The following is a 26,053-nucleotide window of genomic DNA, read 5'->3' as shown; positions in this document are numbered from 1 at the left end:
CCGCGTGCAGGCGACGTCAAGGCGCGCCGTCGGGAACGCCGTGACGGCACCGCGTTCAGCGCGTGGTAAATGGGGTCGTGGCGGCGTGACGGATGGGACATGGCCTATTGCGCGGGTGGCGCAAGACTGCGGCTTCGCCGCCCCGGAGTTTCTTCATGGTCCGCCTGATCTCATGCCTGCTGTTGTGCGCCGTCGCCTCCGCCACCCAAGCACAGCAGGTGCCGACGCGCGAACACTTCGCCAATCCCGGGCACGAGGCGGCGTACCACGACTGGCACTACACGCCGGTGGTGAAAGTAGGGGACATGGTCATCGTGTCCGGCATACCCGCCGCCGGGGACGGGACCTACGAGGAGAAGGTCAGGCGCATGTTCGTGGTGTTGGGCAAGCAACTCGCCGAAGCGGGCGCGACCTACGCTGACGTCGTGGAGCTGACCACGTTCCATACCGGCCCCACCGATCCAGCGAGCTTCCAGGCCGAGTTCGCACGCTTCGCACCCATCCATCACGAGTTCTTCCCGTCGCATTACCCCGCGTGGAGCGCTGTCGGCACCAGTGCATTGCTCGCGCCAGGTGCGGTAGTGGAAATGCGGGCGGTGGCGATGATCGGATCTGGGCGTGCACCGAAGGCCGACATTCCGAAGCCTCAACCGCGCGCGGCGACGCCTTGATCGTGCGTCAGGCGTGGCCGGCGCCGTCCGTGTCGCGCTTGGCCAGCATCGTCTCGATCAGGTCGAGGATCTCCGCCAGCGGAATGCCGTAGGAACCTGCCTTCCCGGCGTCGAAAGCCTGCTTCCACTGGTTGTAGCCGTCCAGGTACGCAGGATCGGGCGTGCCTTCGCCGACGTATTCGGCATCGCTGCGCTCCAGCACCTGGCCGATGATCGGCAGGTGGGCGAAGGTGGTGATGACGCCGTCGCGCAGGCCGGGATGGCGGATGCGTGCATGCGTCACGCTGACATGCAGGATCTCGCCGCCCAGCGGATGCGGGTCGATGCGATTGATCGTCAGCGTCGGGGTCTCGGCGGCATGGCGGCCGCGGCAGCGCCACTGCTGACCGACGGCGTAAGGGGGCGTGGCGGGTGTCATGGCGGCACGGGTGGACGGGGCGAGGTTCTGCAGGATAGGCAGCGCGTACCGGCTTGTCCGCGACGCCGGGCCCTGTCGGCGCAAACCGCCCGATCCGGCAAAGCGCGAGTGCCCTCTTTGCCGCGCTGCTGGGTGGGGTGGGAATGCCCTCGATTCCGCGCGCGGTGGTTCGACGGTGGGCCGGTGACTGTGGTGATCGAGGGCATCGGAATGCCACTGCCCATATCTGCCGTTGTCCGGATCGTTCTGCGCGTCACGATATCCCGTATCGACACCTCCGCTGCGCACCCTGCGTGCCCCCAGCGCACCCTTTACGCTCCCCGAGTCCAAGCTCATGCCCCTCGATTCGAATTCCCGCTTCATTGCCGGAGTGTGCGGCGTTGCCGTCCTCCTGCTGGTCGCCTGGCTGCACGGGAATGCGCAGGGCATCGATCACCGCATCCCAAGCTGCGACCCGAGCGGGGTGCCGCAAGACCAGGCGCGCGAGTGCGCAAGCTGCCCGCATGAGGAGACATCGCGGATCATCGGTGATGCGCCATCGTTGCCGATACGCTTCGTCACCCCCGCACCACGTTCCTAACCCTCCGGGCAGCGTCCCGCAGCCTGTTCGGCCTTGGCTGCATCGAGTGCGGCGTTGGCGGCCGCGGACTCCGTCGCCATGTCCGACAGCTTCTGCTGGTTCTTCTCGGTGGGTGATTCCACGATACGTTGACGGAGTTCCTCGTAATCCTTGTCGATCCTGTCGACAGCCTTCTGTTTGGACGCGACGCTGGCGCACGTCGGTGCATCGCCTCCGCGGGCAAGGCCACCGCCGCCGCAGGCGGACAGCATCAGGAAGGAAAGCAGGATGAGCGGTCGCATGGGGGATCCTCGGAAGAGCATGCGACCAGCGTAGTCAGGCAAGGCGGAGGGCTGCGTGAAGCGATGGGCCGACAAGAGCGATCCGGCGGAGGTACCGGCGCCGGCCATGCGGGAAAATACCCCTAGAAGCGTGCGCCGGCAGGCAGATAGCGCCATTGCCCGACGGGCATCTTCGACAGCGGGATGCGGCCCACCCGCAAGCGCCGGATGGACACCACGTCGAGGCCTCCCTCGCGGCAGCGGTGGCGCAGCTCGCCGGGTTGCACATCCTTGATCGCGAACCGCAGGCGCACTTCGTTCTGCCAGCTCACCTTGCACGGCGCCAATCCGCGGCCCTGGTAGCTGGATGCGTGGCCGATGCGGCCGAGCGTGTAGGGACCGGCATCGCCGCGGACCTCGACCACGAACTCCTGCTCGAGCTGCGCGTAGTCTTCGGTCAGCCGGCGCCATATGCGGCCATCCTGGCTGAGCACCATGAGGCCGCTGGCCTCGGTATCCAGCGGCACCAGTGGAGTCAGGCGGTGGAGATGCCGCTTCAACGGGCGAATGCCGCTGTTGTCATCCGCCGCGCGGGTGGCCGGAACGGCCAGTGCGGCCACGTCCTGCCAGGCCACGCCTGCCGGTTTGTGGATCAGCAGCGTGGCGGGCTCGCTCGCGTTGAGCTCGGCGGCGGGATCGATCTCCACGCGCTCGTCGGTGATCGGATGTTGCGGTGCCTCGACCGTCTCACCGTTTACGGTGACCCAGCCGCCTTCGATGTACTGTTCGGCTTCCGAACGCGAGCAGCCGGTCAGTTCGGCAACCCGCTTGGCGAGACGGATGGGGTCGGGCATGGGAGACACCGGAGTTCCTGGCGGACACGAAAAAGGCCTGCATCGCTGCAGGCCTTTCGGAAACAATATGGTGGCCCGGGGCGGATTCGAACCACCGACACGCGGATTTTCAATCCGCTGCTCTACCAACTGAGCTACCAGGCCAGGATTTCCCGCAGTACGGCCGAGCCGGTGCGAAGGCGACGAATGATACGGATCGGGGCGGGGGATGGCAAGCCGTACCGTCGGCTGAATGCGGGCGCCAGCGGGCGGCGCCCGCCGTCCACCACGGGCGCATCATCGGGCTCCGGAGAGAGCCCCGCATCGCATGCCCGAGGAGGCCACGCATGAAACCCCTTCTTCCTTTCGCCCTGATGGCGGCGACCGCGTTGTCCGGCTGTGCCACCGACGGAAAGCAGACCGATGCCGAAAAGCTGGCCTTCTACCGCGGCCACGCCGGCGAACCGGTCAAGGACTTCCAGTACTTCGGCCGCCTCAACGGCTGGACCCCCCTCGGCGATGGCGCCCTGGCCGTCTGGACCAAGCCCAGCGAGGGCTATCTGCTGGAACTTACCGGTCCCTGCCAGGACCTCGATTACGCCATGGCCATCCACATCACCCAGTTCGGGAGCCGCGTGTCTGCGCGATTCGACGACGTAGTACCACTGGGCGCGGGCACCGCCAGCATCAAGATCCCCTGCCGCATCGAGACCATCCGCCCGCTGGACGTGAAGGCCCTGCGCGCCAGCGAGAAGGAACTGCGCGAAGCCGCCGCGGTGGAGCGGCAGACGAAGCGCTGAGGCATCGGCCGCCGGCTACGGCGTGGGCACGTAGCCAGCCGGCTTGTCGGCACCGCCGTCGAACAGGAATTTCTCCAGTTCCGTTTCCAGGAAGGCGCGGTGCTTGGGATCGCGCGGCGACAGCCGGTTCTCGTTGATCAGCATGGTCTGGTGCGCCAGCCAGGCCGCCCACGCCGGCTTGCCGATGTCGGCGTAGATGCGCTTGCCCAGGTCGCCGGGATAGGGAACGAAATCGAGCCCCTCCGTTTCGCGTTGTTCGTACTGGCAGAAGACGGTGCGCGACATCGGTCAGTTCCCTAGAAGTTTGCGGATCGGCGCCGGCAGGCCCAGCGTGGCGAGGTCGCCACGCGCCACCCAGCGCAGGTCGTCATTGTCGCGCACCGCGTCGCGCAGGGCGACCTTGCGCAGGCGCAACGGCTGCAGATGCAGCCGATAGTGGCTGAAGGTGTGGACGACGACGGGCAACTCTTCGGCGTTGTCGTAGGCGCCCTTCATCTCGCTTGCGAACCAGTCGCGCATGCCGGCGTCGGTGTCGGCCTGAGGCAGCGTCCACAGCGATGCCCAGATGCCGGTGTCCGGACGACGTTGCAGCAGGATCTCGCCGGTGGTGTTCTCCAGCCATAGCGCCACGGCCTCGCGTTCGGGCAGGACCTTCGACGGCTTCGACGTCGGCAGCGAACCGGTGAGACCGTCGCGGCGAGCCACGCAATCGTCCTGCACGGGACACACCACGCACGCCGGCTTGGCGCGCGTGCATAGCGTGGCGCCGAAATCCATCTGCGCCTGCGTGTAGTCGGCCAGCCGGCCCTCAGGCACGTCGCGCAGGTGCTGCTCCGCCAGCGCCCACAGTTGTTTCTCCACGGCCGGCAGCCCCGGCCAGCCGGCGATGCCGTGGAAGCGCGTCAGCACGCGCTTGACGTTGCCGTCGAGGATAGGGAACCGGTCGTTCCATGCCTGCGACAGGATGGCGCCGGCCGTGCTGCGGCCGATGCCGGGCAGCGCGTGCAGTGCATCGAAATCGCGCGGCAGGTCGCCACGATGGTCCGCGACGCACGCTTTCGCGGCGGCGTGCAGGTTGCGGGCACGGGCGTAGTAGCCCAGGCCGGCCCAGTGCGCCATCACGTGGTCGGTGGTGGCGGCGGCGAGGTCAGGCAGGGTGGGAAAGCGTTCGACGAACCGCAGGAAGTACGGGATGACCGTGGCGACCTGGGTCTGCTGCAGCATGATTTCCGACAGCCACACGCGATACGGCGTGCGCGGATGTTGCCACGGCAGGTCGTGGCGGCCATGGCCGTCGAACCAGGTGAGCAGGCGTTGGGCGAAGGAGGTGCCGCTCACGTGCGGCGACCTGTGGGAGCGACGTCAGTCGCGATCGACCACCGCGATGGCGTCATCGCGACTGACGTCGCTCCCACAAGGAGCGGCTCGAAGTCAGCCGCCACCCAGCGCTTCCGGCAGCAGCGCGTCGACGAACGATTCCGCGTCGAACACGCGCAGGTCTTCCACGCGCTCGCCGATGCCGGCGTAGCGGATTGGGATGCCGAATTCGCGCGCCAGCGCGAACACCACGCCGCCCTTGGCGGTGCCGTCCAGCTTGGTGACCACCAGGCCGGTGACGCCGACCGCGGCATGGAACTGGCGCAGCTGCGAAAGCGCGTTCTGGCCGGTGGTGCCGTCGATGACCATCAACACTTCGTGCGGCGCTTCCGCGTCGATCTTGCCCAGCACGCGGCGGATCTTGCCCAGCTCGTTCATCAGGCCGGTCTGCGTGTGGAGGCGGCCGGCGGTATCGGCGATCAGCACGTCGAAGTGGCGCGACTTGGCCGACTGCAGCGCGTCGAACGCGACCGAGGCGGCATCGGCATCCTGGCCCTGCGCGACCACGGGCACGCCGTTGCGTTCGCCCCAGGTCTGCAGCTGCGCGACGGCGGCGGCGCGAAAGGTGTCGCCGGCAGCGAGCATCAGGCTGTGGCCGTCCTGCTTGAAGCGGCGCGCCAGCTTGCCGATGGTGGTGGTCTTGCCGACGCCGTTGACGCCGACGGTCAGCACGACGAACGGCTTGCGGCTGGCGTCGATCACCAGCGGCTTCGCCACCGGCGTGATCAGTGCGATCAGGTCGGCGCGCAGCGCCTTCAGCAGCGCCTGCGCATCGGCGAACTCGCGTTCCTTCATCCGCTTGCGAAGGTCTTCGATGATGGCGGTGGTCGCCGGCACGCCGACGTCAGCCGTCAGCAGCGCGGTTTCGATCTCGTCCAGCAGGTCGTCGTCCAGGCGCGGGTTGCGCGTGAACAGGCCGGCCAGGCCCAGCGCGGCGCTGGTGCGGCGCAGGCGGTCGCGCCAGCCGGACTTGCCGGCCGGCGCCGCCGGGGCGGCGTCGGTTTCAGGCTCGCTCTCCACCGCCTGCGGAGGGGAGGGCTGGGGTGAGGGGGCGGGCGCGGTACCGATCGTCGCGACAGCGGCACTTTCCGCGCCCTCCGCCTGCGACACCTGCTCATCCGCGGGCGCGGCAGCAGGGAAGGCGGCGTCCGCCGGCAACGGCTCGCTGGGCGCGCGCGGGAAGGCGGCGGCGAGTTCTTCGGTGCTGGGGCGGGTCTGGGCGGCGCCCGGGCCGTCCTGGGGCTTCTTGCGGCGGAAAAAACCGATCATTGCAGGGGGTATCTCGAAGAGGGCGACATGCTACCACCCGGCTGTCGGACGCCCGGGCACTGGACTCAAGTGGGGCCGGCAGCGGCCGATATCGAGGGCGGAAAACCCGGAATCCCCGCATGAACGCCATCACCGGCATCGCCACCTCGGGCCTGCGCGCCGCCTCCACCGGCCTGCAGGCCGCCGCGCACAACCTCGCCAACCTGGCCACGCCCGATGCCGCGCGGCAGGCGGTCGCGCTGTCGGCCGAGACCGGTGGTGTGTCCGCGCGCGTGGTGGACGCGCCGGCCGATCCGGCGGCCCCGCTCGAGGACGTCGCCGCGATGCTGACCTACAAGGCGATGGCCGGCGCCAACCTGTTCGTGCTGAAGGTGGCCGACCAGACGCTGGGTAGCCTTCTGGATATCAGGGCTTGAGTCCCTTCTCCCCGTTGCACGGGGAGAGGGGACATCCGCGTGACTTCGCTTACGCCGACAACTCCAGCAGCAGCGCATTGAGTCGTTTCACGTAACCGGCCGGATCCTTGAGGCTTTCGCCGGCAGCGAGCGCGGCCTGGTCGAACAGCACGCGGGTGAGGTTGTTGAAGCGGTTCGCGTCGCTCTCGGCATCGAGCTTGGCGATCAGCGGGTGGTCGGGATTGAACTCGAACACCGGCTTGCTCTCCGGCACCTGCTGGCCGCTGGCTTCCAGCAACTGGCGCATCTGCAGACCCAGGTCGCCCTGGCCGATGGCGAGGATGGCCGGCGAGTCGGTCAGGCGATGTGAGACGCGCACGTCGGCCACGTCCAGGCCCAGCACGGTCTTGATACGACCGGTCAGTGCCTCCTTGGCTTTCGCGCTCTCTTCCTGAGCCTTCTTGTCGTCCTCGCTGTCCAGCGCGCCCAGGTCCAGGTCGCCGCGGGCGACGTCGATGAAGGACTTGCCGTCGAACTCGGTCAGATAGCCCATCAGCCACTCGTCGATGCGATCGGTGAGCAGCAGCACCTCGATGCCCTTCTTGCGGAAGATCTCCAGGTGCGGACTGTCCTTGATCTGCGCGTGCGAATCGCCGGTCAGGAAGTAGAGCTTGTCCTGGCCTTCCGGCAGACGGCTCACGTAGTCGGCCAGCGACACGCTGGGCGCACCGGAGGCGTCGTGCGTGGAGGCGAAGCGGAGCAGGCCGGCGATCTTCTCGCGGTTGGCGTAGTCCTCGGCGGGGCCTTCCTTCAACACCTGGCCGAAGTTGGTCCAGAACGCTTTGTAGTCCTCGGGCCTGTCCTTGGCCAGCTTCTCCAGCATGTCGAGCGCGCGCTTGGTCAGCGCCGAGCGCATCGAGTCGACCACCGGGCCGGATTGCAGGATCTCGCGCGATACGTTGAGCGACAGGTCGGACGAATCGACCACGCCGCGCAGAAAGCGCAGGTACAGCGGCAGGAACTGTTCGGCCTGGTCCATGATGAAGACGCGCTGCACGTACAGCTTCAGGCCCTTGGCGCCGTCGCGGTGGTACAGGTCGAACGGTGCGCGCGCCGGGACGTACAGCAGCGAGGTGTATTCCAGCTTGCCTTCGACCTTGTTGTGGCTCCACGCCGCCGGGTCGGTGAAGTCGTGTGCGATGTGCTTGTAGAACTCGCTGTATTCCTCGTCCTTGATCTCGGACTTGGCGCGCGTCCACAGCGCGCTGGCCTTGTTGACGGCTTCCCATTCCACGGAAGCGGGCGCGTCTTCGCCCTGATGCTCCTTCGGCATCTCGATCGGCAGACCGACATGGTCGGAGTACTTCTTGATGATGCCGCGCAGCTTCCAGCCGTCGGCGAAACCTTCTTCGCCGTCCTTCAGGTGCAGCACGATGCGTGTGCCTCGTTCGGGCTTGTCGACGGTGGCGACCTCGAAATCGCCTTCGCCCGCGCTGGACCAGTGCACGCCTTCGCTGGCGGGCAGGCCGGCGCGACGGCTGAACACATCCACGCGGTCGGCCACGATGAAGGCGCTGTAGAAGCCCACGCCGAACTGGCCGATCAGGCTGGCGTCCTTCTTCTGGTCGCCGGACATCGCGCGCAGGAACTCGCCGGTGCCGGACTTGGCGATGGTGCCGAGGTGAGCGACGGCTTCGTCGCGGCTCATGCCGATGCCGTTGTCGTCGATGGTCACCGTGCGCGCGGCGGCGTCGAAGCCGATACGGATGCGCAGGGTGGGGTCTTCGGCCAGCAGGCCGGGTTCCTTCAGGGCCTCGAAGCGCAGCTTGTCGGCGGCATCGGCGGCGTTGGAGACCAGCTCGCGCAGGAAGATCTCCTTGTTCGAATACAGCGAGTGGATCATCAGCTGCAGCAGCTGCTTCACTTCGGCCTGGAAGCCCAGCGTTTCTTTGCGGGTCTCAACGGTCATCGCGGTCGTGCTCCATGGAATCGGGGTGCGGGCCGCCGGCGCGGCCGATGTGTCCCGGTGTATGGGCCCGGATGGGCTTTCTCAACCGTGTAGGCCCCTCCTGCAGGGCAGGGACGTATCATGCGGGGCCTTCCGTTCGCCGCTTTGCCGATGCCCCGCAGCCCTCGTCGCCCACCTCCAGCGTCCGCTTCCGCTCCGCGCGGGACCGGCCAGGTGCGGATCATCGGCGGGCGTTGGCGCGGCACAAAGCTGGCGGTGCCGGACCGTCCCGGCCTGCGGCCCAGCAGCGACCGCGTGCGCGAGACCCTGTTCAATTGGCTGATGCCCGTATTGCCGGGCGCGCGCGTACTGGACCTGTTCGCTGGCACCGGCGTGCTCGGCTTGGAAGCGCTGTCGCGCGGCGCGGCGCAGGCCGTTCTGGTGGAACGCGATCCCGGTCTGGCCGTGGCGCTGCGCGAGGCGGCGGCCAAGTTGTCCGCGCCGGCCGAGGTGCATGCCGCGGATGCGCTGGCATGGCTGGGTGGGCGCCGCGATACCTTCGACCTGGTGTTCCTGGATCCGCCGTTCGCCGACGGCCTGTGGTCGCGCGCGCTGGACGGGCTGGCACCGCGACTGGCGCCGGGCGCCTGGATCTACGTGGAATCGCCAACGGACATCGCGCCGCCGGTCCCGCCGGGCTGGGCACTGCACCGCGAGGGCCGGACCCGGGACGTGCGCTATGCCCTGTACCGGACCCCGGCCGCGCAGCCCACTGTTACACTGCGCCCCGACGATCCGCCGGCGACGACTGAATGACTGTGGCGCGCACCCGGACGGCCGTATACCCCGGCACGTTCGACCCCATCACCAATGGCCATATCGACCTGATCGACCGCGCCGCGCCGCTGTTTGAGCGCGTGATCATCGGCGTGGCCGAAAGTCCGGGCAAGGGGCCGGCGCTGCCGCTGGCCCAGCGCGTCGCGCTGGCCCGGGATGCGGTGGCCAAGCACCCGCACGTGGAGGTGCAGGGCTTCGACGGTCTGCTCGCGCACTTCGTCAAGGACGTCGGCGGTGGCGTGCTGCTGCGCGGCCTGCGCGCCGTGTCCGACTTCGAATACGAGTTCCAGCTGGCCAGCATGAACCGCCACCTGATCCCGGAGGTCGAGACGCTGTTCCTCACCCCGGCCGAGCAGTACGGCTTCATTTCCTCGTCGCTGGTGCGCGAGATCGCCCGACTGGGCGGCGACGTGTCCGGCTTCGTGCCGCCGGCCGTGACCGCGGCGCTGAAGGCGCAGTGGCAGAAAGACAAGCAGGGCGCCTGAGCGCCACGATTCCGACAACCGCTTTACCAAGAGGGGGATTACCCATGAAGAAGTTCGCAAGCCGCATCATGCTCACCGCCTGCCTCGTGCTGCCGTTCGCGGCGTGCAAGAAGCAGGAAGAAGCCCCGGCCGAGCCGGCCGACGTCGCGCTGGTCGCGCCCGCCACGACCGAAGACGGCCCGTGGAAGGAGTACCTGAGCAAGGTGGTCGACGCCAACATGGGCACGATCACCAACACGCCTTACGTGTACTACCTGCCGGCCGAGACGGATCCGGAGTTCGAAGCCAAGTATGGCCGTCAGCTCGAGCAGGCCAAGGGCGCGGTGGCGCGCGGCGTCAGCGCCGGCAACCTGATCGCGTTCGGTTCGCCGAACAGCACCAAGATCGCCGACCTGGCCGTGGCCGCGTTCGAGGGCGTCGAGACCGACGCGTTCAAGGGCGTGCGCGTGCTGTTCATCGGCAAGGCCGAGGACAGCGAGCGGGTGAAGGCCGCCGTGGCCCCGAGCAACGCCGAGTACCTGTTCGTCGAAGCCAAGTGACCTGCCGGCGCGTGGCCGTCGAATGGCGGCCACGCCTCTGCCGGAAGGTCATCCCCGCACAAGCGGGGATCCAGTGACGCCAAGCGGTCACTGAGTCCCGTTTCGACGGGAGTAACGGAAGTCATGTCCCTCAAGATCAACGAACTCTGCGTCAACTGCGATGTCTGCGAGCCGGCCTGTCCCAACCAGGCCATCTCGATGGGCGAGACGATCTATGTGATCGATCCGGCGCGCTGCACCGAATGCGTCGGCCATCATGACGAAGCGCAATGTGTCGTCGTGTGCCCGGTGGAGTGCATCGACCCCGATCCGGCGTATCCTGAGACCCACGAAGCACTGCTGGCGAAAATGCTGAGGCTGCAGGCCGGCTGATCGCCCTGTTCCGCACGTGCTTCGTCCCGGTGTCCGTTCCAGGAGAAGTCGTGATCCATCGCCGTCTGTTCGCCCTGTTGTTCGTCGTCGCGTTCGCGCCTTCCGCGCTGGCTGCCGACGCAGTCCGCAACACCCCCCCGTCGCACCCGCCCGGCACCGCCATCGCCAGCGCGCACGCGCTCGCCACGCAGGCGGGCCAGGATGTCATCGCGCAGGGCGGCAACGCGTTCGACGCGGCCATCGCGGTGTCGTCGACGCTCTCGGTGGTGGAGCCCATCAGCTCCGGCCTCGGTGGCGGCGGCTTCTTCCTGCTGCACGACGGCAAGACCGGCAAGGACGTCTTCATCGATGCGCGCGAGACTGCACCGGCGGCCGCGACGCCCGACAAGTACCTGCTGCCGAACGGCGACTTCAATCGCGACCGCGCCGAGAACGGCCCGTGGGCCGCCGGCATTCCCGGACTTCCCGCCGCCTTCGTCCACCTGGCGGAGAAGTACGGCAGGCTGCCGCTGAAGACCTCGCTGGCACCGGCGATCCGCACGGCGCGCGAGGGGTTCCCGGTGTACGCGCGCATGGCGCGCGGCTACCAGGCGCGTCGCGAGGTGATGGAGCGTTACAAGGGCACGCGTGCGGTGTTCCTGGCCAACGGCCAGCCGATCAAGGAAGGCGATGTTTTCAGGCAGCCCGACCTGGCGCGCACGCTGGAGCGCCTGGCTGCACAGGGATTCGACGGCTTCTACAAGGGTGAAACCGCGAAACTGCTGCTGGCCGGCGTGAAGGCCGAGGGCGGGCAATGGACCGCGAAGGAACTGGCTGGCTACACCGTGCGCGAGCGCGAGCCGCTGACGTTCAAGTACAACGACTGGCAGGTGACGACCGCGCCGCCGCCGTCGTCCGGCGGTGTGGCGCTGACGCAGATGCTGCAGATCCTCGACGCCTATGACCTGTCCAAGCTGGACGAGGCGCAGCGTACGCACCTGATCGTGGAATCGATGCGGCGTGCGTTCCGCGACCGCACGTTCTATCTCGGCGATCCCGACTTCGTCGAGATTCCGATGAAGACGCTGACCAGCCCGTATTACGCGGCGGGCCTGCGCGCAACGATCAATCCGCAGAAGGCGACGCCCAGCGACCAGCTGTCGGGCCAGCAGACGCCACTGGAAGACGAGGAAACCACGCACTTCTCGATCATCGATGCGGAAGGCAACCGTGTCGCCGGGACGCAGACGGTCAACCTGCTGTACGGCTCGGGCCTGGTGCCGCCGGGCACCGGCGTGCTGCTGAACAACGAGATGGACGATTTCGCGCTGAAGCCGGGCACGCCCAATGCCTTCGGCGTGATGGGCTACGACGCCAACGCGCCGAAGCCGGGCAAGCGCATGCTCAGCTCGATGACGCCGACCTTCATGGAGTCGTCGGACAAGGTCGCCGTGCTCGGCACCCCCGGCGGCAGCCGTATCATCACCATGGTGCTGCTGGGCGTGCTGGGCTACGACGCCGGCCTGGATCCGCAGGCGGTCGCCGCGCTGCCGCGCTTCCACCACCAGTGGATGCCGGACCTGATCGAGATGGAAACCGACGCGCTGAGTCCGGCCACGCAACAGACGCTCGAGGGCATGGGCCACAAATTCAAGGTCATGGGCAACACTGCACAGGGCGGCCGCGGCTCCAGCCATGTGTGGGGCAACCTGCAGACGGTGGAGTGGGACAAGACCACCAACACCCTGCATGGCGGCAGCGACCCGCGCAATTCGGTGGGCGCGGCCAAGGTGGTCGAATCCACGGCGAACCCCTGAGATCCCGCCTGTGGGAGCGACGTCAGTCGCGAAAGGCCTTCAGGGCCGTTCATCGCGACTGACGTCGCTCCCACAGGAAAAAACGGGGCGTAGAATCGCGCCATGAAACTCTGGTCGCTGCTGGGCAATTCCCAGAAACTCGATGGAGGCGCGATGTTCGGCAACGCGCCGCGCGCCATGTGGGAGCGGTGGTCGCCGCCGGATGCGGAGAACCGCATCGAGCTGGCCTGCCGCGCGCTGCTGGCGCAACCGCTGAACGGCAAGACCGTGCTGTTCGAGACCGGCATCGGCGCGTTCTTCGATCCCAGGATGCGCGCGCGCTTCGGCGTGCAGGAAGCGCGCCACGTGCTGCTGGACTCGCTGCAGGCGGCCGGTTTCTCGCACGAGGACATCGACGTGGTGGTGCTCAGCCATCTGCACTTCGACCACGCTGGCGGGTTGCTGGCGCCGTGGCAGGAGGGCCAGGCGCCGGAGTTGCTGTTCCCCAACGCGACCTTCGTCGTCGGCGCCGATCACTGGCAGCGTGCGTTGAAGCCGCATCCGCGTGATCGCGCAAGTTTCATTCCCGAACTTCAGCCGCTGCTGGAAGCGAGCGGGCGGCTGGAACTCGTCTCGGGCGAGTACTCGCACGCACTCGGAGAGTCCGTGCGTTTCAGCTTCAGCGATGGCCACACGCCTGGCCTGATGCTGGCGGAGATCGTCGGCCCGGAGGCCGTCGACGGGAAGGCGCACGGCGGCGTGGTGTTCTGCGCGGACCTCATCCCGGGCCGCTCCTGGGTGCATGTGCCCATCACCATGGGCTACGACCGCAACGCGGAACTGCTGATCGACGAGAAGCGCGCCTTCCTGGAAGACAAGCTGGCACGCAACGTCCATCTGTTCTTCACCCACGACCCGGGCTGCGCGCTGGCGCAGGTGACGCGCGACGAGAAGGGCAAGTTCGGCGTCGCCCATGAAGTGGCGGAACTGCAGGCGCGCCCGCTGGCGGCCTGAAGTGACTTCCGGCACCCGGATCCGGTGACGACCGGCTCCTGCCGTCCCGGCTGCCGGACGGCAGACTGGTCCCGTCTTCCACACAGGGGTCCGGCATGAACAAGCGCTTCTTCCTCCGCGGTGCCTTCGCGCTCGTCCTGTCGTCGCTGGCGATGGCGCAGGGCGTCCTCGCTGCGCCCACGGCCACGGTGCCGCTACAGGTTTCGCCGGAGCGCGCGACCACGATGGCGGTGTGGGAACCGGCGCAGGTTCGTGGCGTGGTGCTGTTCTCCAGCGGGCATGGGTCATGGCCGGAGCGCTACGACGGCGTGCTGACGGCGTGGCGCGATGCCGGCTTCGCGGTGGTCGCGCCGCTGCACGTGGACTCGGTGAAGTATCCCGAGCGCGAAAAGTTCTCGATGCAGCAGGGCTTCGGTGAACGCCTGGCCGACATGAAGGCGGCGAGCGGCTATGTCGCGGCGCGTTGGCCTGGTGTGCCGGTGGCCGCAGGCGGACACAGCTACGGCACGCTGATCTCGCTGGCATTGGGCGGCGCGATGGCGGACATGGCGCCGCTGCGTGATCCGTCGGTCATCGCGGTGATCGGTTACTCGTCGCCGGGCAGGATTCCCGGGCTGGTGACGCCGACCACCTATGCTTCGGTGGCCGTGCCGGTGCTGATCGTCACCGGCGACCAGGATCTGGTGCCGGGCTTCGTCAGTGATGCGAAGGACCATCTGTATCCGGTGGAAACCGCGCCGGCCGGCGGCAAGGTCGCCCTGGTGCTCACCGGTGGAGGCCACAACCTGATCGGCAGCGACACGGACGTGTCCTATGCCCGTGCGCGTGATGTCGGCACCGCGTTCCTGCAGGCCGAAGTGCTGGGCAACGCCAATGCGGCGAAGGTGCTGGCGGCGGACGATTCGGAGGCCGAGCGCTGGATCCGCCGCTGAACGCGGATCTCAGCCGATGCGCGTACCGAAGATGCGGTCGCCGGCGTCACCCAGGCCCGGCAGGATGTATCCCTTGTCGTTGAGGCGTTCGTCGATGGCGGCGGTGTAGACCTCGATATCGGGATGCACCGCTTCCAGTGCCTGCAGGCCTTCGGGCGCGGCGACCAGGAAGATGCCCTTGACCCGCTTCGCGCCCGCGCGCTTGAGCATGTCGATGGTGGCGATCAGCGTGCCGCCGGTGGCCAGCATCGGATCGAGGATCAATGCGTCGCGTTCTTCCAGGCGTCCGGTGAGCTTCTCGAAGTAGGGCACCGGCTGCAGCGTCTCTTCGTCGCGCTGCAGGCCGACCACGCTGACGCGCGCGGTGGGGATCAGCGCCAGCACGCCCGGCAGCATGCCCAGGCCGGCGCGCAGGATCGGGACCAGCGTGATCTTCGCGCCGGCGATCTTCTTCACCTGCACCGGACCGGCCCAGCCGGCCATCGTCTCGGTGGTCAGGTCCAGGTCGGCGGTCGCCTCGTAGGCGAGCAGCGTGCCCAGCTCGGTGACCAGCTCACGGAAGTCCTTGGTGTTGAGGCCGGCGTTGCGCAGCAGGCCGATCTTGTGTTGCACGAGAGGGTGGCGGACTTCGACGGTTTTCATGGGTGGCGACACGCGGGTTCGGTGATGCGGATAGTGTGACCGAAATATGACGTCATCGCAGTGTCATCCACGCGGCGAATGGATGCGGTATCCATGGCGGGTTGTCATGCCAGTGAAAGATCGCGGACATAAGGTCTGCACCCGGTATTCACATCTCCCGGGATCTCCCCCATGTCGTCCAAACATCCGCTCCACGTCGCCATCGTGCTCGCGCTGGCGGCGGCCAGCCATGCATCGATTGCGCACGCCCAGTCCACCTCCGTCACGACGCCTGACGGCAGCGCCGATGCCACCACGCTGGACCGCATCGAAGTGCGCCCGCAGCTGGAACAGCAGATGCGCGCGATCGACTTCAAGCGTAGCGCCGACGCGATCCAGGACACGGTGTCGTCCGACGCCATGGGCCAGTACCCGGACAAGAACGTCGGCGAATCGCTGTCGCGACTGCCCGGCGTCAGCGTGACCCGCGACCAGGGCGAAGGCCGCTTCGTGGTCGTGCGTGGCCTGGACGCTGCCTTCAACAGCGTCAGCGTCGACGGCGTCGCCATCGGCACGCCGGAAGACTCCAGCCGCGCTGCGCCGCTGGACGTGATTCCCTCCGACTCCACCGAGCGTCTGACTGTGGTCAAGGCGCCGACGCCGGACATGCCGGGCGATTCGATCGGTGGCGCCATTGTCGTGGAGTCCGCATCGGCGTTCGATCGCGACGGCCGGAGCATCCGCGCCAAGGCCGAGATGAGCCACCAGAACCTGAGCGGCGAGACCAGCCCGAAGGCCTCGTTCAACTACAGTGACCTCTTCGCCGACGGCACCTTCGGCGTGGCGCTGGGCCTGAGCCACCAGGACCGCAACTACGAGTCCGACAACATCGAAGTCGAGTACGACAAGCTGGACGAGCGCGACGGCCTGACGCCGATCGAGATCCAGCAGCGCAAGTACAGCATCAACCGCGAGCGCACGGGCGTGAACCTCAACCTCGACTGGCGTCCCAGCGAGGGCAACAGCTACTACCTGCGCACGCTGTACACCGACTTCACCGACGCCGAGACGCGCCAGAACAGCATCATTCCGGTGGGCGAGGGCGACATCACCGTCAACGCCGACGGCACCTACACCGTCGACGGCATCGATCCGGGCGACTTCAGCCGCCGCGTGCGCTTCCGTACCAAGGAAGAAGACACCTTCACGGTCAGTGCCGGTGGCGAGAACCGTTTCGATGCAGGCTCCATCGTCGATTACAAGCTGGGCTTCACCAAGACGCGCGAGCGCGTGCTGGACGAAGTGGAGGCACGCTTCGAGTACGACGGCGCCGACGATGTTTCCATCCTGATGGATGCCTCGCGCCCGATCCCGCGCTACACGATCAGCGACAGCCCGGCGGGCGGCTGGCTGGACAACGACAACTACGAGTTCAACCGTTTCGTCGTGGCGCCGATCTGGGTGGACGACAAGGAACACAGTGCCCAGGTCAACTTCACGTTCGCCGGCGACACGGTGACCTGGAAAACCGGGCTGCTGGGCCGCTGGCGCGATCGCGACGTCAACATCGACGAAGTCGAGCTGCGTCGCGGTCCGGACATCAACCTGGGCAGCTGGACCACCGGTTCGCCGAGCTACACGCACGGCAACATGGGCGATGGCATCAGCTCGCGTGCGATGAACCGCTACCTGCGCGACAACCTGTCCGCATACACGGCACGCCCGCAGGACGTCGCCGCCAACACCGAGGTCTCGCTGATCGAGGACTACACGGCGAGCGAGGACATCCTGGCCGGTTACCTGATGGCGACGATGGACTTCGACAAGCTGCGGGTCATCGCCGGTGCGCGCGTCGAGCGCACCGAGTTCGAGGCGACCGGCAACGCGGTCGACCTGGAAGACGAAGAGACCATCGGCTCGATCACCACCCGCGACGTCTCCAGCAGCTACACCAGCGTGCTGCCGGGCCTGCACCTGCGCTACGACATGGGTGACTGGGTCCTGCGCGGCGCCTATACGACCACGATCGCGCGTCCGTCGTTCGGCAACATCTCGCCGCGTACCCGCATCAACCGCGACGAGGAGGAAGTCGAACTGGGCAATCCCGCGCTGGATCCGTACAAGTCGCGCAACTTCGACATCTCGATCGAGCGTTACCTCGGCGAGACCGGCATCGTCTCGGCCGGCCTGTTCTACAAGAACATCGACGACTATATCGTCGACGTGACCACGCGCGACAATCCGGCCTATCAGGACTTCGACGTGACCATGCCGGTCAACGGCGACAAGGCCACGGTGTACGGCGCCGAGCTGAACTGGCAGCAGCACTTCGACAATGGCCTGCTGCTGGGCTTCAGCGCGACCTGGCTGGATACCGAATACGAAGTCAACGGCCGGTCCTTCACGCTGCCGAATGCCTCGGACCGTCTCTACAGCGCCCACATCGGTTATGAGAAGGGCGGCCTGAGCACGCGCATCGCGGCGGTGCGCCGCAGCGAGTACATCGACTCGGTCGACAGCGACGACAGCGACTTCGACATCTGGGTGGCCGAGAACACCCAGCTCGACTTCAGCCTGGACTACAAGGTCAGCGACCAGTGGGGCTTCTACTTCGAAGCGTCCAACCTGCTGGACGAACCGCTGGAGCTGTACCAGGGTTCGCCGTCGAACACGCTGCAGAACGAACTGTACGGCCGCACCTACACGGCCGGCGTCAAGCTGCGCTTCTGACGGATGCCCACGGCCCGCCGACCTCGCGTCGGCGGACCGTCGTCTGTTCATGTGCCGCCGCACTCCAAGGAAACAACGATGACTCCGATCCGTACTTTGCTCCCCGCCCTCGTCGCCGGCCTGCTGGTCGCCGGCTGCACCGGCAAACCGCCGACAGCGGCCGCCGATGCACGCGATGCCGACGAGAAGGCGACGCCTGCGGCCACCACGCCCGATACGCGCGATATCCCGGTGATCCAGGAAGCCTTCCTGACGCCGATGACGCCTGCCGACAACATCGACTCGCCGGCGTCCTGGACGACACCGGAAGGCCAGCGTTGGCTGATCGCCACCGCCAAGGCGACCGACAGGCTGGTGGTGTACGACGGCCAGACCGGCGCGCACCTGCGCGAGGTCGGCACGACGGGCGAGGGTGCAGGCCAGTTCAAGCGTCCGAACGGCATTGCCGTGGTCGACGACATGGTCTTCATCGTCGAACGGGACAACCACCGTGTGCAGGTGCTCTCGCTGCCCGACTTTGCGCCGGTGCTGACTTTCGCCGCCGAGCAGCTGCAGAAGCCCTACGGCCTGTGGGTCAACAAGACCGATGCCGGTTACCAGGTCTACGTCACCGACGCCTACATGGCGGGTGAGGACGCGCAGGGCGAAGACATCCTGCCGCCGCTGGACCAGTTGGACAAGCGCGTATGGCGCTTCGACGTGGCGCACAACGGCGCCGCGCTGTCGGCGAAGGTCGGCGGCAATTTCGGTGACGCATCGCCGGAAGGCGCGCTGCGCGTGGTCGAGTCGATCTGGGGCGATCCGGCCAACGATCGCCTGCTGATTGCCGAGGAAGACGAGACCTACGCGAACGAGCTGAAGGTCTACGACCTGGCCGGCAAGTACGCCGGCAAGACCCTCGGCCGCGACGTGTTCAAGGCGCAGTCCGAAGGCATCATGCTGAAGACCTGCGCCGACGGAAGCGGCTGGTGGCTGACGACCGAGCAGGGCAAGGGACGCACGGTGTTCCACCTGTTCGACCGCAAGACGCTGGCGCACACCGGCGCCGTGACCGGTGCGAAGGTCGCCAACACCGATGGCATCTGGCTGGATGCGTCCGCGTCGGAGCGCTTCCCCGACGGCGTGCTGTACGCCGTGCATGACGACCAGGGCGTGGTGGCGTTGGACTGGCGCGATATCGCCAAGTCGCTGCAGCTGCCGGCGTGCCAGACCCCATGAATCCAGGGCGAGTGATGCGGCAGGGTCTGCTGGTCGCGCTGTTGCTGGGGACCTGCGCCGCGGTAAGCGCGCAGGAGGCAACAGCGCGCCGGCCGGAGCCCAACACGCGCGTTCCGAAGGGCGTGCAGCGCTATGCGCCGACCGGGTTCCCGGACCGCATCGTGGCGTCGCCGGCGCAGGACGCGGCCACTGGCTTTTCGGTGGCCTGGCGCACGGACACGAAGGTCGACGCGCCGTTGCTTGAAATCGTCGTGGCCGGTGATTCGCCCGACATGGGCGAGCCGCGCCGCGTCACCGCCATCAGCACACTGCTGAAGACCGAAAACGGCAGCGCGCACCACCATCGCGCCGACGTCGATGGGCTGCAGCCGGACACGCTGTATGCCTGGCGTGTACAGGGCGACCGCACCTGGAGCGCCTGGCACCACACGCGTACCGCAGCAGCGACGACCTCGCCGCTGACGATGCTGTACTTCGGCGACACCCAGAACAAGAACGTCAGCCTGACCACGCGCGTGGTGCGCGAGGCGATGCGGCACGCGCCGGACGCGAAGCTGGCGTTGTACGCCGGCGACCTTGTCAGCGGTGGCGATGGCGAGGACGACAACGAGTGGGGCGAGTGGTTCGAGGCGAACGAGGTGCTGCCGACCTCGCTGGTCGTCGCGCCGGCGCCGGGCAACCACGAGTACTTCGAGGAGTTCGAGGACACGCCGCAGGAACGCCGCGTGCTCGGCGCGCACTGGCCGGTGACGTTCGCGCTGCCGGGCAACGGCGTGGCGCAGGCGAAGAAGACCACGTACTGGTTCGACTACCAGGACTTGCGCGTGGTGGTGATCGACGGCACGTCGGCGCTGGATCTGGGCACGGCGAAGGCACAGGCCGCGTGGCTGGACCAGGCGCTGGGGTCGAACCCGCACCGCTGGAGCATCGTCATGACGCACCAGCCGTTCTTCTCGCCGCGCGAAGGGCGCGACAACGTCGCGCTGCGCAAGCACCTGCTGCCGGTGATCCGCAAGCACAACGTCGACCTGGTGCTGCAGGGCCACGACCATGTCTACGGCCGACTGAAAAGTCCGCCGCCGGTGTTCGTGGTGTCGGTCACCGGCGCCAAGCAGTACCGGTTGTCGGACGAAGCACGCAGGACGATGCGTCCGGTCGCGGAGGACACGCAGCTGTTCCAGGTGCTGCACTTCGAAGGCCCGCGCCTGCGTTACGAAGCGCGCACGGCGACAGGGCGTTTGTACGACGCGTTCGATCTCGTCGATGAGGGCGGGAAGGGCAAGCAGTTGGTCGAGCGCACGGAAGGCCGCATCGATGAGCGTGCCTGCACCCGTGCCGAAACCTTGAAGGGCCGCGCCGACCGGTGTTGGGAGTGATTCGGTCTCCGTAGAGCCGAGCTTGCTCGGCTGCTTTTCTCCCGCGTCACCCATCCACTACAGAAGCAGCGGAGCAAGCTCCGCTCTACAGGAGTCGATCATGAAGCAGGTTGTCGCCGTCGCCTTGTTGCTTATCTGCGCGAATGTTTCCGCCCGCGAAGCCCACATCCGCCATCCGTTCCTCGCCCAGCAGCCGAAAGCGGCGCCGGAAGAGGTGCTGCTGGCGGTGGAGATCCCCGCCGGCAGCTTCACCAAGTACGAGATCAACGATGAAGGACTGGTCTACGTGGACCGCTTCCAGTCGATGCCGGTGGCGTATCCCGCCAACTACGGCTCGATGCCGCGCACGCTGGCCCGCGATGGCGATCCGCTGGATGCGCTGGTGCTGACACGCGAGCCGCTGCATCCGGGCGTGCTGGTGAAGTTCCGGCCGATCGGGGTGCTGCGCATGATCGATGCGGGCGAGCACGACGAGAAGATCATCGGTGTGCCCACCGACAAGGTCGATCCGACCTACGCCAACATCCGCGACCTCGCCGACCTGCCGGAGATCGAACGCCAGCGTATCGAGGCGTTCTTCCGTGTCTACAAGGACCTGCCGAAGGGCCGCAATCCCGTGCAGCTCAACGGCTATGGCGATGCGAAGGAAGCGAAGACGCTGATCCGCGAGTCGCTGGAGCGTTTCGCAAAGCAGAACCCGTAAGTCGGCGCGAGCGTCCGCAGGAAAGAAAAAGGCGAGCCTCGGCTCGCCTTTTTCGTTGCATCTGCGGGATGCGTCAGGCCGCAGCGGCCTGGCTGATGCGCGGACCTTCGCGCAGCGCCTTGCCGACCATCGCGACCAGCAGGTCGAGTTCCTCGGCGTCCATCGCGAAGTGCGGGGTGAAGCGCAGCGAGTTGGCGCCGCCGTGGATGACGTTCAGGCCCTGCTGGCGCAGCCATTCCTCGGTGGAGCCGGTGCCGTAGCACTTGAAGGCCGGCGACAGCTCGCACGAGAACAGCAGGCCGGTGCCCTGCACGTTGGTGATCAGGCCGCCGAGGTCCGCCTGCAGCTGCTGCAGTTTCTGCACCGCCTCGACGCCGCGCTTGCGGATGTTCTCGCGCACCTGCGGGGTCAGCTGGGCCAGCGTGGCGCACGCCACGTCCAGCGCCCGCGGGTTGGTGGTCATGGTGTTGCCGTAGACGCCCTTGCGGTACAGACCGGCGGCGCGCTCGTTCACGGCGAGCACCGACAGCGGGTACTGCGCGGCGTTCAGCGCCTTGGAGTAGGTTTCCATGTCCGGCGCATCCAGGCCTTCGAAGCCGGGATAGTCGACGATCGACAGCACGCCATGCGCGCGCAGGCCGGCCTGGATCGAGTCCACCAGGAACAGGCTGCCGTGGCTGCGGGTCAGCTCGCGCGCGGCGGCGTAGAACGCCGGCGGCACCGAGCGGCCCGGATCGCCTTCGCCCATCACCGGCTCCAGGAACACGGCTTCGACGAACCAGCCCTTGGCTTCGGCATCGGCGAACGCCTGCTTCAGTGCGTCCACGTCGTAGGGCGGGATGGCGATCACCGAGTCTTCGCCACGGTAGCTGGCCAGGTGCTGCTGGTACGACTTGCGCGAGGAATCCGAATACAGCGCCGGGCGCTCGGTGCGGCCGTGGAAGCTGCCCTTCACCACGATGCGCTTGATGGTGCGGCCCGCGTGGCGGCCGTCCGGATCGGTCATCAGCTTGCTGTTGATGTCGGCGATGCGTGCAGCCAGGCCGACCGACTCGGAACCGGAGTTCAGGCACAGGAACTTGGCGAACGGGCAACCGCCGCGGGTATGCCCGATCTCGTTGCGCAGGGCGCGGTCGAAGCGCAGCTGCGACAGGCTGGGGGTCATGATGTTGGCCATCACCTGCGGGCGGGCCATCGCCTCCAGCACGGCGGCGGGGGTGTGGCCGAAGCCGAGCATGCCGTAGCCGCCGGCGTCGTACAGCACGGCGCCATTGAGCGTGACCACCCACGGACCGCGCGCGGCCAGTGCGATGTAGGGATTGACGGCGTCGTCGGCGTAGAAGTTGACGTAGCCGGCCTGCACCGCGCGCAGCTGTTCGGCTTCGTCCAGCGCGAACAGTTCGGCGAACTCGTCCTGCAGGCGGGCGTGCTCGGCCGCCGCGGCTTCGATGACGGCCACCAGGTCCGGGTGGCCCTTGGCGAGGCGTTCGACGGTGGCGTCGTCCAGGCCATGGGTCAGGCGCTGGCCCGGGTGGGCGCGCAGCGGGGCGAGATGGGCGGTCAGGGCCATGGGAATCCTCCGGCGGCAAACGGCAAACCCGTATTATCGGGAATAATTCGTCATTTGACAGTTGTGAACTGCGCTGATTTAGGGGATATTTCGTCGATTCGACGAAACTCCAGCCGCGCATGAAGCTCACCGACGCCGACCAGCAACTACTCTCAATGCTCCGTGAGAACGCACGGGCCTCCACCGCCCAGATCGCCCGCCGCCTGAACCTGTCGCGGACCACGGTACAGAGCCGTATCGAGCGGCTGGAACGCGAGGGCGTGATCAGCGGCTACACCGTGCGCGTGCACGACGAATACGACCGCAGCCATCTGCGCGCGCACATCATGATCGCCGTGCACCCCAAGCAGATGACCTCGGTGGTCGCAGCGCTGCGCGCGATGCCGGAGCTGCGGGTGCTGCACTCGGTCAGCGGCAGCCACGACCTGATCGCCATCGGCGCCGTGCCCAGTGTCGGCGACATGGACGTGCTGACCGACCGCATCGGCGCACTCGACGGCGTGGAGCGCACCACCTCGTCCATCGTGCTGTCGACCAAGTTCGAACGCTGACGACGGGGCGTCCCGGCGGGCTCCCGTACAATGCACGCCCCCGCAAGGCCCCGACCGTGAAGAAGTCCGACTTCCATTTCGACCTGCCCGAGGCGCTGATCGCCCAGGCGCCGTTGCCTGAGCGCTCCGCCAGCCGGCTGCTGGTGGTGCCGCCGGGTGATACACCGTTCGCCGACCGCCACGTGCGCGATCTGCCGGAATGGCTGCAGCCGGGCGACCTGCTGGTGTTCAACGACACGCGCGTGATCCCGGCGCGCCTGTTCGGGCAGAAGGAAAGCGGCGGGCGCGTGGAGATCCTGATCGAGCGCCTGCTGCCGGAGAACGCGGCGCGTGCGCAGGTCGGCGCCAGCAAGTCGCCGAAGCCGGGCAGCCGCATCCAGCTGGACGCGGGCGGCGAGGCGGAAGTGATCGGGCGCGATGGCGAGTTCTACCAGCTCCGCTTCCATGTGCCGGGCGCGCTGGAAAGCTGGTTGCAGAAAGCAGGCCGGTTGCCGCTGCCGCCGTACATCCAGCGGGCGCCGGGGCAGGACGACGACGAGCGCTACCAGACCGTGTTCGCGCGCGAACTGGGCGCGGTGGCCGCGCCGACGGCCGGCCTGCATTTCGACGACGCGCTGCTGGCGACGTTGCGCGACCGCGGCGTGGAATTCGGCCATGTGACGCTGCATGTCGGCGCCGGCACCTTCCAGCCGATGCGCGTGGACAACATCCACGATCACCACATGCACAGCGAATGGCTCAACGTCGGTGCGGCGCTGGTGGAGCAGGTGCGTGCGATCCGCGCGCGCGGCGGCCGCGTCATCGCGGTGGGCACCACCGTCGTGCGCGCGCTGGAATCCGCGATGCGCGAAGGCGAACTGCAGCCGTTCGCCGGCGAGACGCAGATCTTCATCTTTCCCGGCTACCGCATCCGCAGCGTCGATGCGATGGTCACCAACTTCCACCTGCCGGAAAGCACGCTGCTGATGCTGGTCAGCGCGTTCGCCGGCAAGGCGCGGATATTCGACGCCTACGCCCATGCGGTGCGCGGGCAGTACCGTTTCTTTTCCTATGGAGACGCGATGCTCCTGTTCCCGGAAGCCGCGGCATGAGCCGGATGTCCTTCGACCTGCTGACCACCGACGGCGCCGCCCGCCGTGGCCGGCTGACGTTCCCGCGCGGCACCATCGAGACGCCGGCGTTCATGCCGGTGGGCACCTACGGCTCGGTGAAGGGCATCCTGCCCGAGCATGTCGAGGACCTCGGTGCCGAGATCATCCTCGGCAACACCTTCCATCTCTACCTGCGCCCCGGTCTGGACGTGATCGGCGCGCATGGTGGCCTGCATGGCTTCGCGCGCTGGAACAAGCCGATCCTCACCGATTCCGGCGGCTTCCAGGTGTTCTCGCTGGCGCACCGGCGCAAGATCACCGAGCAGGGCGTGACCTTTGCCTCGCCGGTGGATGGCAGCAAGGTGTTCCTGGGGCCCGAGGAAAGCATGCGCATCCAGAAGGTGCTGGACAGCGACATTGTGATGATCTTCGACGAATGTCCGCCGGTGAACGTCGACGGCAAGCCGGTGGATCCGCGGGTGATCGAGCGCTCGATGGAGCTGTCGTTGCGTTGGGCCGAACGGTCCAGGCGCGCGCATGAAGGCAACGACGCCGCGCTGTTCGGCATCGTGCAGGGCGGCGTGCACCACGACCTGCGCACGCGCTCCGCGGAGGGACTGAAGGCGATCGGCTTCGACGGTTACGCGATCGGCGGCCTGGCGGTGGGCGAGACCGAGCAGGAGCGCAACACGACGCTCGAACACACCTGCCCGCAGCTGCCGGCGGACCAGCCGCGCTATCTGATGGGCGTGGGCCGCCCGGAAGACCTGGTGGAGGCGGTCGCGCGCGGCGTGGACATGTTCGACTGCGTCATGCCGACCCGCAATGCGCGCAACGGCCACTACTTCACCTCATCGGGCACGGTGCGCATCCGCAACTCGAAGTACGAGCACGACCTGCAGCCGATCGAGCCGGGCTGCGGCTGCTACGCCTGCCGCAACGGCTTCACCCGCAGCTACCTGCGCCATCTGGACCGCTGCAACGAAATGCTGGCGCCGATGCTGGGCACCCTGCACAACCTCTGGTACTACCAGCAGGTGATGGCGCAGATGCGCGCGGCCATCGCGGAAGGGCGGTTCGAGGCCTTCAGGGCGGGCTTTTACGCCGCACGCGGGACCGAGCCCCCGTCCGCCTGACGCCGGGCCGGCCTGCCGGTCCGACGTTCCCGGGGAACCATCCGGCGTTGGCGTGGTCTTTTCCGGTCCGGGCCGATGGGGTGGCCCGGACGGGGCTTCCCGGTGCGTGGCATAATCCCCGGCTGCTTTTCATACCCAATGGACAAGTCCATGAATCTGCTTGATTTCTTCGTTGCCCCCGTGCTCGCCCAGGCCGCTCCGGCCCAGCAGGGCATGGGCGGCTTCGGCCTGCTGATGCCGATCGCCCTGATCGCCATCATGTATTTCCTGATGATCCGCCCGCAGATGAAGCGCGCCAAGGAGCACCGCTCCATGCTGGACAAGCTGTCCAAGGGCGACGAAGTCATCACCTCCGGCGGCATCGCCGGCACCGTCACCGACATCGGCGACAACTTCGTCACCCTGGAAGTGGCCGACAACGTGCGCGTGCGCGTGCAGAAGGCCGCCGTCGGCAACGTGCTGCCGAAGGGCACGCTGAAGTCCGCCTGATCCGTTTCCCGCGTCCCGTCGCCATTGCGCCGGGACGTATCCCCGCTGTTTCCGAACCACTGC

27 protein-coding genes, 1 tRNA gene and 1 pseudogene are annotated in these 26,053 nt (G+C 67.5%); 19 read left to right on the top strand and 10 right to left on the bottom strand.

Annotation, left to right across the window (positions count from 1 at the left end; all coding sequences use genetic code 11):
• Positions 1-155: 155 nt before the first annotated feature.
• Complete coding sequence (locus IB230_RS05740) at positions 156-671, top strand: Rid family hydrolase (RefSeq protein WP_192269888.1); 516 nt, start codon at positions 156-158, stop codon at positions 669-671.
• 7 nt (positions 672-678) lie between these two features.
• Here IB230_RS05740 and IB230_RS05735 read toward each other — a convergent pair whose 3' ends face one another.
• Positions 679-1,089: a hypothetical protein gene (locus tag IB230_RS05735; protein ID WP_192269885.1), complete on the bottom strand. Its 411-nt coding sequence runs from the start codon at positions 1,087-1,089 to the stop codon at positions 679-681.
• A gap of 334 nt (positions 1,090-1,423) precedes the next feature.
• Between IB230_RS05735 and IB230_RS05730 the strand changes: the two genes are divergently transcribed.
• Positions 1,424-1,669 (top strand): hypothetical protein, encoded by a 246-nt coding sequence (locus IB230_RS05730; RefSeq protein ID WP_192269883.1) that lies wholly within the window; start codon positions 1,424-1,426, stop codon positions 1,667-1,669.
• On the opposite strand, the gene IB230_RS05725 is transcribed toward IB230_RS05730, so the two are convergent.
• From IB230_RS05725 to IB230_RS05715, 3 genes are all read right to left on the bottom strand, one after another.
• Positions 1,666-1,950: a hypothetical protein gene (locus IB230_RS05725; protein WP_192269880.1), complete on the bottom strand. Its 285-nt coding sequence runs from the start codon at positions 1,948-1,950 to the stop codon at positions 1,666-1,668. The two genes, IB230_RS05730 and IB230_RS05725, sit on opposite strands and share 4 nt — an antisense overlap.
• Positions 1,951-2,072: 122 nt before the next feature.
• Complete coding sequence (locus IB230_RS05720) at positions 2,073-2,783, bottom strand: rRNA pseudouridine synthase (RefSeq protein ID WP_192269877.1); 711 nt, start codon at positions 2,781-2,783, stop codon at positions 2,073-2,075.
• Positions 2,784-2,851: 68 nt separating this feature from the next.
• A tRNA-Phe gene (locus IB230_RS05715) sits at positions 2,852-2,927 on the bottom strand.
• Between the two features lie 182 nt (positions 2,928-3,109).
• On the opposite strand from IB230_RS05715, the gene IB230_RS05710 reads away from it, so the two are divergent.
• The gene (locus tag IB230_RS05710; protein WP_192269874.1) at positions 3,110-3,562 is read left to right on the top strand and encodes a DUF6491 family protein; all 453 of its coding nucleotides are present in this window, start codon (positions 3,110-3,112) and stop codon (positions 3,560-3,562) included.
• Between the two features lie 15 nt (positions 3,563-3,577).
• Here the strand turns inward: IB230_RS05710 and IB230_RS05705 are convergent, their stop codons facing one another.
• From IB230_RS05705 to ftsY, 3 genes are all read right to left on the bottom strand, one after another.
• Positions 3,578-3,847 carry an oxidative damage protection protein gene (locus tag IB230_RS05705; protein WP_192269872.1) on the bottom strand — a complete coding sequence of 90 codons (270 nt, stop codon included), beginning with the start codon at positions 3,845-3,847 and terminating at the stop codon, positions 3,578-3,580.
• Between the two features lie 3 nt (positions 3,848-3,850).
• Complete coding sequence (gene mutY / locus IB230_RS05700) at positions 3,851-4,900, bottom strand: A/G-specific adenine glycosylase (protein WP_192269870.1); 1,050 nt, start codon at positions 4,898-4,900, stop codon at positions 3,851-3,853.
• 93 nt (positions 4,901-4,993) lie between these two features.
• Entirely contained in the window at positions 4,994-6,208 is a 1,215-nt protein-coding gene (gene ftsY / locus IB230_RS05695) for a signal recognition particle-docking protein FtsY (protein WP_192269868.1), read from the bottom strand.
• A gap of 119 nt (positions 6,209-6,327) precedes the next feature.
• Here ftsY and IB230_RS05690 point away from each other — a divergent pair, with 119 nt between their 5' ends.
• Positions 6,328-6,624, top strand: coding sequence for a hypothetical protein (locus IB230_RS05690; protein WP_192269866.1), 297 nt, complete (start codon positions 6,328-6,330; stop codon positions 6,622-6,624).
• Positions 6,625-6,673: 49 nt separating this feature from the next.
• Here the strand turns inward: IB230_RS05690 and htpG are convergent, their stop codons facing one another.
• Positions 6,674-8,572 carry a molecular chaperone HtpG gene (gene htpG / locus IB230_RS05685; RefSeq protein ID WP_192269864.1) on the bottom strand — a complete coding sequence of 633 codons (1,899 nt, stop codon included), beginning with the start codon at positions 8,570-8,572 and terminating at the stop codon, positions 6,674-6,676.
• A 150-nt stretch (positions 8,573-8,722) separates the two neighbouring features.
• Here htpG and rsmD point away from each other — a divergent pair, with 150 nt between their 5' ends.
• From rsmD to IB230_RS05650, 7 genes and pseudogenes are all read left to right on the top strand, one after another.
• Positions 8,723-9,367: a 16S rRNA (guanine(966)-N(2))-methyltransferase RsmD gene (gene rsmD / locus IB230_RS05680; protein WP_192269862.1), complete on the top strand. Its 645-nt coding sequence runs from the start codon at positions 8,723-8,725 to the stop codon at positions 9,365-9,367.
• Entirely contained in the window at positions 9,364-9,873 is a 510-nt protein-coding gene (gene coaD / locus IB230_RS05675) for a pantetheine-phosphate adenylyltransferase (RefSeq protein ID WP_192269859.1), read from the top strand. The genes rsmD and coaD overlap by 4 nt, the downstream gene beginning before the upstream one ends.
• 44 nt (positions 9,874-9,917) lie before the next feature.
• Positions 9,918-10,412, top strand: a complete 495-nt coding sequence (locus IB230_RS05670; protein ID WP_192269856.1) for a hypothetical protein — start codon at positions 9,918-9,920, stop codon at positions 10,410-10,412.
• 123 nt (positions 10,413-10,535) lie between these two features.
• Positions 10,536-10,784: a YfhL family 4Fe-4S dicluster ferredoxin gene (locus tag IB230_RS05665; RefSeq protein ID WP_062350838.1), complete on the top strand. Its 249-nt coding sequence runs from the start codon at positions 10,536-10,538 to the stop codon at positions 10,782-10,784.
• A 140-nt stretch (positions 10,785-10,924) separates the two neighbouring features.
• A pseudogene (gene ggt, locus IB230_RS05660) lies at positions 10,925-12,580 on the top strand (gamma-glutamyltransferase); the annotation flags it as partial.
• Positions 12,581-12,682: 102 nt separating this feature from the next.
• A complete protein-coding gene (locus IB230_RS05655; RefSeq protein ID WP_192269850.1) occupies positions 12,683-13,573 on the top strand; it encodes an MBL fold metallo-hydrolase in 891 nt (296 codons plus the stop codon).
• A 95-nt stretch (positions 13,574-13,668) separates the two neighbouring features.
• Positions 13,669-14,505: an alpha/beta hydrolase gene (locus IB230_RS05650; protein WP_192269847.1), complete on the top strand. Its 837-nt coding sequence runs from the start codon at positions 13,669-13,671 to the stop codon at positions 14,503-14,505.
• 9 nt (positions 14,506-14,514) lie between these two features.
• Here the strand turns inward: IB230_RS05650 and upp are convergent, their stop codons facing one another.
• Positions 14,515-15,147, bottom strand: coding sequence for a uracil phosphoribosyltransferase (gene upp, locus IB230_RS05645; RefSeq protein WP_192269844.1), 633 nt, complete (start codon positions 15,145-15,147; stop codon positions 14,515-14,517).
• 171 nt (positions 15,148-15,318) lie between these two features.
• Here upp and IB230_RS05640 point away from each other — a divergent pair, with 171 nt between their 5' ends.
• From IB230_RS05640 to IB230_RS05625, 4 genes are all read left to right on the top strand, one after another.
• Positions 15,319-17,856: a TonB-dependent receptor gene (locus IB230_RS05640; RefSeq protein ID WP_192269841.1), complete on the top strand. Its 2,538-nt coding sequence runs from the start codon at positions 15,319-15,321 to the stop codon at positions 17,854-17,856.
• A 78-nt stretch (positions 17,857-17,934) separates the two neighbouring features.
• Positions 17,935-19,074 carry a phytase gene (locus IB230_RS05635; protein WP_192269838.1) on the top strand — a complete coding sequence of 380 codons (1,140 nt, stop codon included), beginning with the start codon at positions 17,935-17,937 and terminating at the stop codon, positions 19,072-19,074.
• On the top strand, positions 19,071-20,450 hold the full coding sequence (locus IB230_RS05630; protein ID WP_225589214.1) for a metallophosphoesterase family protein: 1,380 nt from the start codon (positions 19,071-19,073) through the stop codon (positions 20,448-20,450). The genes IB230_RS05635 and IB230_RS05630 overlap by 4 nt, the downstream gene beginning before the upstream one ends.
• Before the next feature lie 100 nt (positions 20,451-20,550).
• Entirely contained in the window at positions 20,551-21,153 is a 603-nt protein-coding gene (locus IB230_RS05625) for an inorganic diphosphatase (RefSeq protein WP_192269835.1), read from the top strand.
• A gap of 73 nt (positions 21,154-21,226) precedes the next feature.
• Here IB230_RS05625 and IB230_RS05620 read toward each other — a convergent pair whose 3' ends face one another.
• Positions 21,227-22,723 (bottom strand): aminotransferase class III-fold pyridoxal phosphate-dependent enzyme, encoded by a 1,497-nt coding sequence (locus tag IB230_RS05620; RefSeq protein ID WP_192269832.1) that lies wholly within the window; start codon positions 22,721-22,723, stop codon positions 21,227-21,229.
• Between the two features lie 119 nt (positions 22,724-22,842).
• Here IB230_RS05620 and IB230_RS05615 point away from each other — a divergent pair, with 119 nt between their 5' ends.
• The 4 genes from IB230_RS05615 to yajC all read left to right on the top strand — a co-directional run bounded on the left by IB230_RS05615 (position 22,843) and on the right by yajC (position 25,990).
• A complete protein-coding gene (locus tag IB230_RS05615; protein WP_192269829.1) occupies positions 22,843-23,274 on the top strand; it encodes an Lrp/AsnC family transcriptional regulator in 432 nt (143 codons plus the stop codon).
• Between the two features lie 56 nt (positions 23,275-23,330).
• On the top strand, positions 23,331-24,365 hold the full coding sequence (queA, locus tag IB230_RS05610) for a tRNA preQ1(34) S-adenosylmethionine ribosyltransferase-isomerase QueA (RefSeq protein WP_192269826.1): 1,035 nt from the start codon (positions 23,331-23,333) through the stop codon (positions 24,363-24,365).
• Positions 24,362-25,501: a tRNA guanosine(34) transglycosylase Tgt gene (gene tgt / locus IB230_RS05605; protein ID WP_192269823.1), complete on the top strand. Its 1,140-nt coding sequence runs from the start codon at positions 24,362-24,364 to the stop codon at positions 25,499-25,501. The genes queA and tgt overlap by 4 nt, the downstream gene beginning before the upstream one ends.
• Before the next feature lie 150 nt (positions 25,502-25,651).
• Positions 25,652-25,990, top strand: a complete 339-nt coding sequence (gene yajC / locus IB230_RS05600; protein ID WP_192269820.1) for a preprotein translocase subunit YajC — start codon at positions 25,652-25,654, stop codon at positions 25,988-25,990.
• Positions 25,991-26,053: the final 63 nt, after the last annotated feature.

It is taken from the genome of Pseudoxanthomonas sp. PXM01 (assembly GCF_014851815.1).
Taxonomy (GTDB): domain Bacteria; phylum Pseudomonadota; class Gammaproteobacteria; order Xanthomonadales; family Xanthomonadaceae; genus Pseudoxanthomonas_A.
Note: the sequence above shows the minus strand (reverse complement) of the source record. Positions and strands in the feature narration are given on the sequence as shown.